Below are 12,663 nucleotides of genomic sequence, written 5' to 3'. Positions count from 1 at the left end.
CAGGATTCCAGACGGACCATCTCTAGGACTTGATGGATCGCCTTCTCCTTGAATTCGGCGGAATACTTTCTGGGCATAGTGCCAATCCTTCCTTAGCAGAGGTAGGAACTAAACCCAGGACGCTTCAATCATCGTAACGGGTCGCGCCGCCCCGCCACAAAGGATTCCCTTCAGTGACGAAGAGATGGACAAGGTGATCTTCTCAGCGCTTTTGGCGGGCCGTACCCTGTTGATCTTTGACGAGGCTAGTAGTGGTTTGGAGAGTGAGGCATTGGCCTCCATGATCTCTGCCGTGGACTACGCTGGCCGTACTCTGGGTAAATCGGAGCATAGGTCTGTGCCGAATGGTGCCTGTGTCATCGCTATCGGCAAGAACGTCGCATCGCGCAAAGACATGTCGCGTCGTACGAATCCCATTAAACTGCATACGGATTTGGTCAACCCTGAGGCAAGGGATGATTTTAAGTACCCAAGGCTTCTGGATTGGGTACGCCAGAACCGTAAAAAGCTCCTCGAAGCAGCGCATACATTGATCCGCGCGTGGATTGTTGCTGGCAAGCCCGCACCTCCTACCGGCTATGACACCGGTGGCTTCGAAGAGTGGTATTTCACTGTCGGCGGTATCTTGGCCTTTGCAGGCCGCAGCGATCTGATGGAGGGCGTACGCGAGTGGCGTAAGGCCTCCGACGAGAGCGAGTTAGAGGATCTTGCTCATGTAGCGTGGCTACACAGCGTCTTCGGCGACAAGCCGTTCCTCGCCTTCGAAGCGCAGAGGGCCATTGAAAAGCAAAGCCTCTCCGGTGGATTTGTACCCCTGCCCTCGGATCTCTGGGCGGTGGAGAACGCGAAGGCCCAGCGCCTTGGTTGTCTGTACACCCGTTTTCAGGACCGGCCCTTCGACGGCTATGTGCTACGAAGCGCCGGAACGGTCAACCACACGAAGCGATTCCAGGTTGTATGTGTCGATCCTGACGATGATGATGGGGCTGACGGCAGTGGTGGTGACGGCGGAAACGGTGGTGGACCTCCCCAGACCCCGCAAACGCCACCACCTGCAGAAACAGTCGATGAGCCTGCAGCACCGGCTGACAGCACCATCGTCGTGTTTGACACTGAGACTGACAGCGCAGATGACCAGCACGTCACCGATGATCCTGGCTTCGTGCGTCTTGCCGCCTACTCTGTCAACGGTGCCGAGCCTGTCACCACCACCGACATTGCTGGTGAACTTATCCCGCTGCTAGAGAGTGCAGACACTATCGTCGGCCACAACATCGTGCAGTATGATCTGCCCGTTCTGCAGCGCCTCTACGGCCTCGACGTCGGTGCGCTGATCAAGGCCGGCAAGGTGCGCGACACCCTTGTCATGTCCCGCCTGGCTGCTGGCGGTGATCGTAACCTCAAGTACAACCTCGATGCTGTTGCCCGCAGGTGTGGCGTCGACGGCAAACTGCTGGCAGGTAGCGAGTCTGCTCTCAAGGTGCTGGCGAAGCAGCACGGCGGGTTCAACAAGATTCCGGTGGACAACCCCGAGTACGTCGAATACGCGCTGCAGGACGTGCGTGCCAACGTAGCGGTCTACGAGAAGCTTGTGCCTGCCACGATCGAGGCTGTTGGCGAGGACTACCTGCGCGGTGAGCACGAGAAAATACACGCGCTAAGCGTTGTCGAGTCGCACGGTGTGCGCGTCGATACAGCCAAGGTCGACGAGTTTCTCGCAGAGGAAGCAGCCGTTGTGTCTGAGATCCGCGCCTGGCTCGTGAGCACTGTTGGTATCCCTGATAAGGGGAAAAAGCCCTGGATGACCGATAAGGGCAAACAAGCTATCGCCGACTACCTCGACAGGTTCGGCGTTGCTGTTCCGCTCACTGCTAAGGGCGCGATCAGCATCAGTGCGCCAGCGTTCAAACAGGTCGCGGCGGACCACGCTGACGTGTCTGAGGTTGTCGAGCTGGCCGAGAAGCTGATAACAGTGCTGCAGTCCTCCACCCCAGCGGCAACGATTAAGAAATATCTGCGCGGTGAGCGGGTGTATCCACACATCACGTCGAGTCAGGCCACGGGCCGGTTGAGCACAACGAACCCCGGCATGACGGTGTTCGGTTCGCGTGATGAGCGGCTCATCCGCCAGCGCGAGATGATCGTGGCCGATAGCGCCGACGAGGAGCTGATCTCGGTGGATCTGTCGCAGATCGACGCGCGCTGCATGGCAGCGGGTAGCGGAGATGCTGCCTACGCTGCACTCTTCGCCCCTGGCCGTGACGCGCACACGGAGATGGCTATTCGCGTCTTCGGCGATGCGTCTCGCAGGTCCGACGCGAAGGCGCTCGGCCACGCCGCGAACTACGGCATGGGGCCAAAGAGTTTTGCATCCCACGCTGGCATCTCCGAGGTCGAGGCGAAGGAGCAGCTGGACCGTTTGCACTTCGAGTTCCCGCAACTCGAAGCGTTCAAAGATCACTTGCGCAAGCACGCCGAGGCTCTCGGCTGGATCGCCACGGGCTTCGGTCGCCGGGTGACTGTCGGACGCGACACGGCGTACACCCAAGCACCTGCCGCATACGGCCAAGGCACGGCCCGAGACGTCTTCCTCGAAGGCGTGCTGAACTTGCCTCAAGAGGTGCTGGAGATGGTGCGCATCTTCGTCCACGACGAGATTGTGCTCTCAGTGCCACGCGACCGCGCAGAGGACATCAAACGCACCGTGATGGATGCGTTCAAGGCTGTGGTACTGCCCTGCAAGGGCGGTGTTGAAGTGCCCGTCTTGTCTGACTCAGCTGGCCCTGCTGCGTCCTGGGCTGGATGCAAGGACTGATGCGAGGTGAGCGTTCTACAACCCACACGTGGTCCGCCGCGTGTGGGTGATCCAGCCGAACACAAAGACCCAACCAAGGAGAAGATCACATGTCGTTTCAAGACGACTACGAGGCCGCGAAGCTCGAAGAGCAGCGGGCCAAAGATGCCGTGAATGAAGCCCGCCGTGCACACAAGGCGGCGAAGGAACGGCTAGCAAAGATGCACGGGTATGCCAAAGAGTTCGAGACGATACTCAACGGCAACAAGCCTGCATCCACCGACGACGACAAGGCGGCGAAACCAAAAGACGGTGCTCCGTCGCCGAGCAGCAACGAGGGCGACGACGGTCCTGACCGTCCGCCCGAGGACGTACAGAACTAGCCGTCAGGCTGTACACGCAGTCACCGCTTACGTGTACAGCCGAAGGGTGCCACGGTGTACTGCCGTGGCTCGTATCGAGAGCACAAACCCCGCTCGCAAGGGTGGGGTTTTCGTGTGTGAGCAGCCATCGTCGTGCCCTTGGCCGTGCCTGGGCAACGACGGGTCTACAGATCGTCGCAGCGTGATATATCGCGCGATATGAAAATGGGTCACTCGAAGACCGGTTGCGGACAAAAAGCGGTGGGTCGAAGACCGCCATTTGGGTCCCTGACCTGCAGCGAAGGCGTGTTTTGTGTGTCAGGGTCGAAAATCGACGCTGAAAACCAAAACCAGTATAAGGGGGTGCGACGCCGGGACTTTTTCCAAAAGCCCTGTTTTCACTGCGCGAGCAGGGAAAATGTCGCGCACCATGTGCGACGGACAAAATTGGCCGCGAATAGCGTGCCACTCGAAGACCGCCACAAAATTATTGTGTCGGTTATATAGCCTCGAAAGCGCAGCGAACGAGGCTATCGGCAGGGGCTAAAGCGGGGCGCCAGCGCCGCGTAGCCCACTGCACTGCTGCGGGGCCAAGGAGATCGCCACAGCGATCTTCGCAGGTCACGCAGTGTTTCTCGAAAGGGCGAAGCGGAAAAAGCCGACCGAATAGGGAGGGTTTTTCCGCGAGCGATTGCCCGCTGCAGGCGCCCCCTCAAGACCTCAGTTCTCCGAGCTTGCGAGGTGGCTAGACTGAGGTCTTTAGGGGGCCTAAAGAACTTGAGTTTGTTGGGGTAGAATGTTTTGGAGGGGCGAAGCAGAGGCTCCAGAACATTCGCGGAGTCCCCAGGAAACTCAAGTTCGTCATGTGCGCGGGTACATGGAGGGGTCGAAGACAGAGGCTCCGTGTACGCGCACACCTCAACACAAGGAACGCAGATATGTCGAAGACATCTACAGCGCAGAAGGGACGCGCAGCGTTCAATCTGCGCCATCTCCGCCGTGACAACTGCGGCGGAGACACACGTGGAGATCGCAAGCGACTCCTCAAGGAGGCGATGCGAGAATTAGATCCGCAGGATCTCGCGCATCAGGCCGCGATGAACTCAAACATCGTGGTGGCCGATGCACATTTGAACGTTCCGTTCGTCAACGACGGCAACGGCACGTTCCGACGCGCTGCGTCCGTCGAGGAAGTCTTGGCGTACCAAGACGCCAGGATGGACGGCGTGCGCGTGCAGAAGAACAGTTTTGAAACGTCACTCTTCGTCGTGCATCTACCGAAGTCGATGTGTAAAGAAATCCCGGACTATTACACAAGTGAGGTAGACGGTCGCGAAGTGAAACGGCCTCGGCTGGTAGCACGCGACGACGAAGCAGCGAAGCAGTATCTCGAAGAGTCGATGCGTTGGCTCGCCGAGAACTTCATCCCCGGCGGCATCGATGCCGTAGCCGGTGGGGATATGAACTTCGACGAATCAACGCCACACATCCAGTTCCAGGCTGATACGTTCTCGCCGAAGCCGGATGATCCCGACAAGCTCCGCTGCCGGCCCGGCATCGCGTACAACACTGATGAGTCGGTGCGGTACATATCTGGCCCGAAGAAGGGCAAACAAATCTCCGGGAACCAGAAGTTCATCGACGCGCAGCGTGGACTTCGAGAGCACATGTACGCGTTGGGTTACCCGGTAGAGCTAGATGTGTCTGAACGTCACAATGAGTCGCTGAATCTTGACCGTTACGTCGAACAGCAGGACCGGGAGCGCGACCTTGCGAACCGTGAGGACGAGGTGGAACGGAAGCACAGCTCCGTACAGCGAGATGTCGATGCTGCAGCGAAAGACCGCAAGCAAGCTGCAGAAGAACTCGAACGGGCGCAGCAGGCCCGTGAAGAAGCCCAGCGTGTGCAGGAAAATGCTGAACAGCAGGCTCGCGAGGTTGCCGAGCGCGTACTCAAAGAAGCACGCGAGAAGGCCGAGCAGGACGCCGAAAAGATTCGTGGTGATGCACAGAAGGATGCTGAACAGGAGTTGGGTCTTGCCGAGGCACAGGCGGAAGAGTTGCTGGACCGTGCCAAGGAGGTTGAGAGCGCCGCCGAAGCCAAGCTCAAGCGTGTAGAGCAGGAAGCTGAACAGCTCCGCAGCGAAGCACGCGAAAAGGCCGAGCAAGAAGCCGAGCAGATCCGCAGTGACGCACGCAAAGAAGCTGAGCAGACGCTGGGTCTCGCTGAAGCTCAGGCAGATGAGCTGCTTGACCTTGCCGAAGAATTCGGCAGTGAAGAACATGATGAGGCCACACGTGACGCTGCAGTAACGCGCGAGGAAGCAGAGCAGGAAGCGAAGATCATCATCGAGGAAGCAACGCAGTCGTTGCAGGAGATTTCGCATGTTGATCAGGACTTTTTGCGGGTCGAGATTGACAGCAACCCAGAGATGAAGCAACGGTACCGCGAGATCGTCATCGACCGTACTCAGGAGGAAAGCGCTGCAGTACTGCGTCGCGCGCTGGAACGCATCGCTAAGCGCCGCCAGCAGGAGCAACAGCGCGACCACGACGGTGACAAGGAGTCCCCCGACGGTGGCAAGGAGTCTCCCGACGGTGACAAGGAGTCCCCCGACGGCGGCAAGCCGTAGATGGGGGTCTCCCCTGCCCTGTATGGCCCTGTAGCGGCCTAACAGGATGTCGCCAGGGTCAGTGTCCAGCGACAGCGCTAAAACCGCTCTAATTCAGCGAAAATCGAAGAATTAGAGCGGTGTTTTTTGAAGCGTCCTGGGTTCAGATTCAGGTAACTCAAGGATGAGTGTGAATCCGGGGTTTGTGTCTTTGAGAAGGCCCTTTAGAAGCCTTCAAGTACTTCGTAGAGGGCGGTGGCTAGGGTTAGTCGCCGTCGCTAGCTGTGCTTGGCTGTTAATGTCATGTCGACCAACTGCAGGAAGCGTATAACGTAGTCTTTGACAAAGCCTGCGGTGCCTTCATTGAGATGGCCGGAGTCTTCGAAGAGGGTGGGGGATTGGCCAAGGAATACCTCGGGCTGACCAGGAAGCGGCATATCGAAGTAGGACAGGGCGAGCCGGAGGTTCTTCTGTGAACTGTAGCCGCCCATGCGGCCTACAGAGTGACTGATGATACCTGCGGGAAGGTTCTTCCAAGCCACATCCGAGTTGGGCTTGGAACCGATGTCCACTGCATTCTTGAGACAGGCAGGGATAGTACGGTTATTTTCCGGGGTAACAAAGAGGACGCCGCTCGAGTTCTTGATGGTGTCGCGGAAAGTGGTGTACTCAGCTGGAATGGGCTTGTCCGTGACCGAGGGGTCATCGTAGTCGAAGTCATAGAGCGGCAAGTCACGGATTTCAACGATGTCTGCCTGGTAGTTTTCAGGGATCATTGTGAGCACTTCGTGTGCAATCTTGCGCGCAAATGAGCCGCGGCGCAGGCTGCCGACGATAACACTAATGCGTGGGGTGGTCATAGGAAGTCCTTTCTTCTTAGTTGGGCGTAGGTACGTGCGATCAAGGGAGAAAAGGCTTGCAGCCAAAGGCAGGCGGTGGCCCGGCGGCGTGGGCGGCAGTAAGAAAGTTATCCACTTTGTCTTCTTCATGGCGGAAGTACAGTTCGATGAGTCCTAACAGTCCCCCGAGGACGGCCTCCCGTGCGGCGGACGTATCCAAAAGCCGCATGGCTGCTGGTTGGTTTCCTTCGCGGATGGCTTCAAACAGCGCGATGGTCTCAAGCCAGCTTCCTTGGTCTGGTCGTGGAAACGGTTTAGAAATCCCAGTCATCATCACTCGTTTCTTCAGCGGTGCCAATGACATAGGAGGAACCGGAGCCGGAGAAGAAGTCATGGTTTTCATCTGCTCCAGGTGCTAGGGCAGCGAGGATTTCCGGGTTCACTTCCGTTTCTTCAGGTGGGAAGTAGTCCGGGTAGCCCAAATTCATGAGCGCCTTATTGGCGTTATAGCGAACGAATACAGCTACATCATCCATGAGCCCCAACGGCTCATATAGCTCGCCGGAATAATCCAGCTCTAGGGCATAAAGCTCTTCGAGCAAGGAAATAGTGAAATCATGCATCTCCTGTTGCCGTTGTGGAGCAGACGTTTCCAGTCCGCGCTGGTACTTGTAGCCTGAGTAGTAACCGTGCACTGCCTTGTCACGCAGAATGAGGCGAATCATGTCTGCCGTATTTGTCAGGGTGGCGTGGACGGAAAAATGCAGGGGAAGATAGAAACCCGCGTAGAGAAGCAGCGAGGAAAGCAGCGTCGATGACACTTTGCGCTTGAGTGGATCGGGTCCAAAATAATGAGTGAGCACTTTTTTGGCGCGTGCCTGGAGAAGGTCATTATTCACCGCCCAGCGGTATGCCTCATCAATTTCTTTCGTACTGCTCAAAGTAGAAAACACTGAAGAGTAAGAACGGGCATGGACTGATTGCATGAAGGCGATGTTGGTATACACGGCCTCCTCGTGCTCGGTGCGGGCATCTTGGATCTGACAGATTTCGCCCACAGTGGCCTGGACGGTGTCCAGGGTGGTGAGTCCCGTGAACACCCGCATGGTGAGGTTGCGTTCCTCCGGTGTCATCCTCTGCCACGCCGGGAGATCGTTTGAAAGTGGAACCTTTTCTGGCAACCAAAAGTTGGCGGTGAGGCGGTTCCACACTTCAAGATCCTTCTCATCGCTCACCCGATTCCAATTGATGGCGCGGATGCGGGCTGAAGGGTCATGCCGGTAACTTGGCGGCGTAACTGAGATGCTGGTTAGCTCAGCAGTGTTTGATGTTGAAGACATAGCTTCTTTCTTTCTTGATGGATGGTTGTGAATGAAGGAAGGACCGTGTTCCTACAGAGCACAGGAAACGCAGCCTTCGACCTCGGTTCCCTGGAGTGCAGGTTGGCGTAAACGGATGTAGTACAAGGTCTTGATTCCGGCTTTCCAGGCATAGATTTGTGCCTTGTTGATGTCCCGCGTAGTGGTGTCAGCGGTGAAGAACAAAGTCAGGGAAAGCCCTTGGTCCACGTGTTGGGTGGCCATAGCGTAGGTGTCGATGATTTTTTTGTACCCCACGGTGTAGGAGTCATCGAAATACTCCAAGTTGTCGTTGGTCATTTCCGGTGCGGGGTAGTACACGCGCCCCAAGCGGCCTTCCTTGCGTATTTCAATCTTGGAGGCAATCGGGTGTATGGACGCGGTGGAGTCATTGATGTAGGAAATTGATCCAGTGGGTGGAACTGCCTGCAAGTAGGCGTTGTAGATGCCGTCTTGCATCACTTGGTTCTTGAGCCATAGCCAATCCTCGCGTTGAGGAATCTGCACGCCAGCCTCATGGAATAGCTGTTTTACGTGGTCAGTGGCCGGCGCCCAGTCTTGGTCGATGTACTTGTCGAAGTAGACGCCAGTGGCATAGGTGGATTCTTCAAAGCCAGTGAATCGTTGACCTTTCTCAACCGCTAGCGCATGGGATGCACGGAGCGCATGATAGGTCACGGTCAGGAAATAGATATTTGTAAAGTCCAGTGCTTCGGCGCAGCCATAAGGAATACGCTTGGAAGCCAGGAAACCGTGGAGATTCATTTGGCCCAACCCGATGGCATGCATGGATGCATTACCGTGAGCGATGGAAGGAACAGCTTCGATATTTGTTAGGTCTGAGACCTTCGTGAGAGCGCGCACCGCGGTTTCAACAGTTTCCCCAAAGTCCGGTGATTCAAAAGCTTTAGCGATGTTGAGCGACCCTAGATTGCAGGAAATGTCCTGGCCAACGGTGGTGTAGTTACCTGAGGCGCCGTAGGTGGATGGCGTGTTGACCTGGAGGATCTCACTACACAGATTGGACATATTGATATGTCCTTTGAGGGGATTAGCGCGGTTGACCGTATCCTCAAAGAGTATGTAGGGGTATCCAGATTCAAACTGAAGCTCAGCCAGCGTGGTGAAAAACTCGCGGGCCTTGATAGTCGTATGAGAAATTCGCGGATTGGAAACCAGCTCGTCGTAATACTCGGTGATAGACATGTCAGACATGGCTACGCCGTACTCGCGAGCGATGTCATACGGGCTAAAAAGATGCATATCCTTGTTCTCTTTGGCCAGCTGGAAGGTTATATCTGGAATAACAACTCCCAGCGAAAGAGTCTTAATGCGGACTTTCTCATCGGCATTTTCCCGCTTGGTATCCAGGAAACGAAGAATATCTGGATGGTGCGCATGTAGGTAGACGGCTCCAGCGCCCTGTCGAGCGCCCAATTGGTTGGCATAGCTGAAGCTATCTTCCAGAATTTTCATGACTGGGACTACGCCGGAAGCTTGGTTCTCAATCTTTTTGATTGGGGCTCCGGATTCGCGCAGATTGCTCAGTAACAAGGCCACACCACCGCCGCGTTTTGAAAGCTGCAGTGCAGAGTTCACGCTGCGGCCAATGCTTTCCAAATTGTCTTCGATGCGAAGGAGGAAGCAGGAGACCATTTCGCCACGCTGGGCTTTTCCTGCGTTGAGAAAAGTAGGGGTGGCGGGCTGGAAGCGTCCGGTCATGATGTCATCCACCAGCTTCTCCGCAAGCTCCTCATCGCCCTGTGCAAGGTACAAAGCTGTGGTGGCGACGCGTTCTTCGTAGCCTTCCAGAAATCGCGAGCCATCAAAGGTTTTCAGTGCGTATGAAGTAAAGAACTTAAATGCGCCGAGGAAAGTGCGGAACTGATGCTTGGCTCGGTGGGCTCTGTCGTACATAGTGCACAGAAAATCGTCATCATAAAGCTCAAGGAATTCCCGCTCGTAGTATTCGTTATCAACCAACCACTCCAAGCGCTGCTTGGTGGATTCAAACTGATGCATGCGGGGAGTGACATGGTGCGCTAAAAAGTCTTGTGTTGCCTCAATGTCCTTGTCGAACTGGATTCTTCCCGAATCGTCGAATAGGTTCAGCTGCGCGTTGAGTGCATGGTAGCTCTTGCGCTTACCGACACCGCCGGCATCGTCTGCTGAAGCGGTGCGGGGCGTAGGGCCAATGGGCTGTGTGGGGGTGGCCTTAAGTGGCGGCATTGTGGTTTCCAATCTGTGTGTTGCGGATGTGGTCTTCATTTTGTGGGAAATCAATGGGGTGTAATTGTTAGTTGCTTTGCTGCTCCCAAAACTTGTGAAGGCCCTGCTTTACAGCGGCAACGTCCTTCTGCGTGCCGAGTAGCTCGAAGTGATGCAGCTCTGGAACGTGGCACTTAGCGGAAATGATGCGGCCGGCGACGCAGTAAGCGCTTCCGAAGTTGGTATTGCCTGAGGTAATCACGCCCCGGATAAAGGAACGGTTGATTGGGTCATTGAGGAAGTCGATGACCTGTTTGGGGACTGCGCGTTTGAGCGAGCCACCGCCGTAGGTTGGAACGATGAGTACGTACGGGTGTGAAACCTGGATCATTCCGGTTTTCTTGGGCCGCAGTGGAATGCGCACTGCGGGTCTATCTAAGCGTTCGACGAATCTTTTTGTGTTTTCAGAAACGCTAGAAAAGTACACCAAATCTGGTGAGTCTGACATGACAATCCTGCTCATCCTGGCCTTAGCCATAAGTGGGATAGGTGATGATCGAAAAGATTAACTACGTACTACCGTAGTTGCAAACTACGCCGCACCGTAGTTTTTAAAAGGGCAGGTAGGGACAGGATTAATGAGAAAGGGAAAGACTACAGGCTGTGGTGTGCTACAAACACTGCGTCCGTAGCTGGGCGCCCAAGTACTACCCACTGAGTACTGTCGGCTACCTGTACTTCGAGCGATTCTGAAAAGGGCGTTCCTTCGCGCGTGGTAAGAACAGCCCCAATGACGATGCCTTGCTCTTTGAGGAAGGCCAGCAGTTGTGGGTCGGAATCAGAAATGCGTTCCACGGTCACCTGCGGTTGTGCGCCGCTGTCGGTGAGACGGTGCACACTGGGGATAGTGACCTGTCCATCAACCGTAGGGATAGGGTCGCCGTGTGGATCCCTAGTGGGGTAATTGAGGAACTTATCCACGCGCTCTATGAGCATGTCAGACACCGCGTGTTCAAGATTTTCGGCTTCATCATGGACCTCGTCCCACGTATAATCCAATGCTTGAACCAAAAAAGACTCAAGCAATCGGTGGCGGCGCACCATGACCAATGCGTACTGCCTGCCAAGTTCGGTTAACTCCACAGAGCCATAGGGCGTGTGTGACACGAGCCCTTGCTTCGACATTTTGCGCACTGCATCGGAGACCGAGGAGAGCTTGAGTCCCAGCTGTTTCGCTATAAGTGTGGCGGTAACGGGCTCGGATGACCATTCCTTTAGCCCCCAGATAGCTTTCAAATAGTTCTGGGTACTGGTGGACAGCTCAGAAACAGACATGAGTAAATGTTAACCCAGCTTCCGTATGCGCCTTAGGCGCTGTGCCCCAACGCTCATAGCGAACAGAGGCCAAGTTTGAGAGGAATGCCGGTAAGGTGGGGCCAGTTAAAGCATTCTTCACTTGAAGGAGAACCACTAATGTCTGAGAAGATTTCAATGAACTTGAAGTGCGCCAGCGTAGTGCGTAATGGAATGGCTAGTACACAGTGCAGTAAAACAGCGCATGTAATGGCTCATGTAATGCACTGTGTAGAGACAGAGCGTCTGGAGCAGGAGTATCAGCGCTCCCGTACTGGACGGCGACGGCGTTATGCGTGGTCTGTGCTGAAAAAATAACCCCGCAGGTTTCCCTGCGGGGTGTTGTTGCAACTAGAACGGCACTTCTTCAGAGTCATTAGCAGCAGCGTTATCTGCGCTGTTCTCGCGGCGTGCTGCTCGTGCCTCAGACTCCTTCTTGGAGTCGATCAGCTGCACAGTGTCGATGCGCGCTACCAGCGGATAGTGCTTGTTGCCGTCCTTATCGGTGTAGTTGTCAGTCTTCAGCGAGTAGCTCACTGCAACGCGATCACCAGCGCCGATGCATCCGAAGACGCCGAGGTTCTTGGCGTCAGCCACGTAGCCAGTGAGTTCGACAATCTCGGACTCGACCTTGCCGGTGGTCTTGTTCTTGAAGGTGTTGCGCGCATAGACGCTGAGCTTCACCGTCGCACCGCCGTTTGCGTGCTCGAACAGCTTCGGTGCGCGAGCTGCGTTGCCGACGATGGTGCCGTTGTTGAAGGGGTTGGACATGATGGTTCTCCTTATCTGAGTGGGTGTGATTTGCCGTGCAATTTGGGTACTTAAGCAGCGGCTTTGCTGCTGCGGGGTGGTTGCGCTGTCGCTACAGCACTGCCCAGGGCAGCGGTGTGCCTGCCGCCTCTAGGTCGCGCAGTTCTTGTGTTGCGCCCGGATCGGCGTCCTCGCCGTCGATGCCGTCGGCGAGCTGGTAGAGCAGTTCCAGGTCGGTGTGGATGAAGTCGCCCATCAGGTGCCTCCTTGTTCGGATTGGTGGTCAATCCGTCTGTTGGAGACAGCTCTGCTGTCTAGGGGTCGCTCCCTTGCCTCGTTGAGGTGTCTGTCGTCGCAAGCCACGGCCGACGAGAAACAGAAACCCCG

11 protein-coding genes are annotated in these 12,663 nt (G+C 56.0%); 3 read left to right on the top strand and 8 right to left on the bottom strand.

All coding sequences use genetic code 11. The features are described 5' to 3' along the window. The first annotated feature begins 184 nt into the window (after positions 1–184). The 3 genes from OVO38_RS02290 to OVO38_RS02280 all read left to right on the top strand — a co-directional run bounded on the left by OVO38_RS02290 (position 185) and on the right by OVO38_RS02280 (position 5,789). The gene (locus OVO38_RS02290; protein WP_267207669.1) at positions 185–2,815 is read left to right on the top strand and encodes a DNA polymerase; all 2,631 of its coding nucleotides are present in this window, start codon (positions 185–187) and stop codon (positions 2,813–2,815) included. A gap of 89 nt (positions 2,816–2,904) precedes the next feature. Continuing rightward, on the top strand, positions 2,905–3,177 hold the full coding sequence (locus OVO38_RS02285; RefSeq protein ID WP_095279026.1) for a hypothetical protein: 273 nt from the start codon (positions 2,905–2,907) through the stop codon (positions 3,175–3,177). A 917-nt stretch (positions 3,178–4,094) separates the two neighbouring features. Further along, on the top strand, positions 4,095–5,789 hold the full coding sequence (locus OVO38_RS02280; RefSeq protein ID WP_222428220.1) for a hypothetical protein: 1,695 nt from the start codon (positions 4,095–4,097) through the stop codon (positions 5,787–5,789). Between the two features lie 257 nt (positions 5,790–6,046). Here the strand turns inward: OVO38_RS02280 and OVO38_RS02275 are convergent, their stop codons facing one another. The 8 genes from OVO38_RS02275 to OVO38_RS02230 form a co-directional block, all read right to left on the bottom strand. After that, positions 6,047–6,628 carry an NADPH-dependent FMN reductase gene (locus tag OVO38_RS02275; RefSeq protein WP_022862715.1) on the bottom strand — a complete coding sequence of 194 codons (582 nt, stop codon included), beginning with the start codon at positions 6,626–6,628 and terminating at the stop codon, positions 6,047–6,049. Between the two features lie 40 nt (positions 6,629–6,668). Next, positions 6,669–6,941 carry a hypothetical protein gene (locus OVO38_RS02270; RefSeq protein ID WP_133065267.1) on the bottom strand — a complete coding sequence of 91 codons (273 nt, stop codon included), beginning with the start codon at positions 6,939–6,941 and terminating at the stop codon, positions 6,669–6,671. Further along, positions 6,922–7,947 (bottom strand): class 1b ribonucleoside-diphosphate reductase subunit beta, encoded by a 1,026-nt coding sequence (gene nrdF, locus OVO38_RS02265; protein ID WP_034666259.1) that lies wholly within the window; start codon positions 7,945–7,947, stop codon positions 6,922–6,924. Before nrdF ends, OVO38_RS02270 begins: the two co-directional genes overlap by 20 nt. A 51-nt stretch (positions 7,948–7,998) precedes the next feature. Then, positions 7,999–10,194: a class 1b ribonucleoside-diphosphate reductase subunit alpha gene (gene nrdE, locus OVO38_RS02260; RefSeq protein WP_034666261.1), complete on the bottom strand. Its 2,196-nt coding sequence runs from the start codon at positions 10,192–10,194 to the stop codon at positions 7,999–8,001. 67 nt (positions 10,195–10,261) lie between these two features. After that, a complete protein-coding gene (gene nrdI / locus OVO38_RS02255; protein WP_267207668.1) occupies positions 10,262–10,711 on the bottom strand; it encodes a class Ib ribonucleoside-diphosphate reductase assembly flavoprotein NrdI in 450 nt (149 codons plus the stop codon). Between the two features lie 116 nt (positions 10,712–10,827). Beyond that, complete coding sequence (locus OVO38_RS12385) at positions 10,828–11,508, bottom strand: metal-dependent transcriptional regulator (RefSeq protein ID WP_144718279.1); 681 nt, start codon at positions 11,506–11,508, stop codon at positions 10,828–10,830. A gap of 369 nt (positions 11,509–11,877) precedes the next feature. Further along, positions 11,878–12,297 carry a single-stranded DNA-binding protein gene (locus OVO38_RS02235; RefSeq protein WP_150386892.1) on the bottom strand — a complete coding sequence of 140 codons (420 nt, stop codon included), beginning with the start codon at positions 12,295–12,297 and terminating at the stop codon, positions 11,878–11,880. Between the two features lie 91 nt (positions 12,298–12,388). Next, positions 12,389–12,532: a hypothetical protein gene (locus tag OVO38_RS02230; protein ID WP_267207667.1), complete on the bottom strand. Its 144-nt coding sequence runs from the start codon at positions 12,530–12,532 to the stop codon at positions 12,389–12,391. Between the last annotated feature and the right edge of the window lie 131 nt (positions 12,533–12,663).

The organism is Corynebacterium sp. Marseille-P8863, from assembly GCF_946902955.1.
GTDB lineage: Bacteria > Actinomycetota > Actinomycetes > Mycobacteriales > Mycobacteriaceae > Corynebacterium > Corynebacterium gottingense.
Note: the sequence above shows the minus strand (reverse complement) of the source record. Positions and strands in the feature narration are given on the sequence as shown.

What these genes read in the sequence shown, in the direction of transcription:
- OVO38_RS02290 (WP_267207669.1), top strand. Translation starts at nt 185, where the DNA reads ATGGACAAGGTGATCTTCTCAGCGCTTTTGGCGGGCCGTACCCTGTTG.
- OVO38_RS02285 (WP_095279026.1), top strand. Translation starts at nt 2,905, where the DNA reads ATGTCGTTTCAAGACGACTACGAGGCCGCGAAGCTCGAAGAGCAGCGG.
- OVO38_RS02280 (WP_222428220.1), top strand. Translation starts at nt 4,095, where the DNA reads ATGTCGAAGACATCTACAGCGCAGAAGGGACGCGCAGCGTTCAATCTG.
- OVO38_RS02275 (WP_022862715.1), bottom strand. Translation starts at nt 6,628, where the DNA reads ATGACCACCCCACGCATTAGTGTTATCGTCGGCAGCCTGCGCCGCGGC.
- OVO38_RS02270 (WP_133065267.1), bottom strand. Translation starts at nt 6,941, where the DNA reads ATGATGACTGGGATTTCTAAACCGTTTCCACGACCAGACCAAGGAAGC.
- nrdF (WP_034666259.1), bottom strand. Translation starts at nt 7,947, where the DNA reads ATGTCTTCAACATCAAACACTGCTGAGCTAACCAGCATCTCAGTTACG.
- nrdE (WP_034666261.1), bottom strand. Translation starts at nt 10,194, where the DNA reads ATGCCGCCACTTAAGGCCACCCCCACACAGCCCATTGGCCCTACGCCC.
- nrdI (WP_267207668.1), bottom strand. Translation starts at nt 10,711, where the DNA reads ATGGCTAAGGCCAGGATGAGCAGGATTGTCATGTCAGACTCACCAGAT.
- OVO38_RS12385 (WP_144718279.1), bottom strand. Translation starts at nt 11,508, where the DNA reads ATGTCTGTTTCTGAGCTGTCCACCAGTACCCAGAACTATTTGAAAGCT.
- OVO38_RS02235 (WP_150386892.1), bottom strand. Translation starts at nt 12,297, where the DNA reads ATGTCCAACCCCTTCAACAACGGCACCATCGTCGGCAACGCAGCTCGC.
- OVO38_RS02230 (WP_267207667.1), bottom strand. Translation starts at nt 12,532, where the DNA reads ATGGGCGACTTCATCCACACCGACCTGGAACTGCTCTACCAGCTCGCC.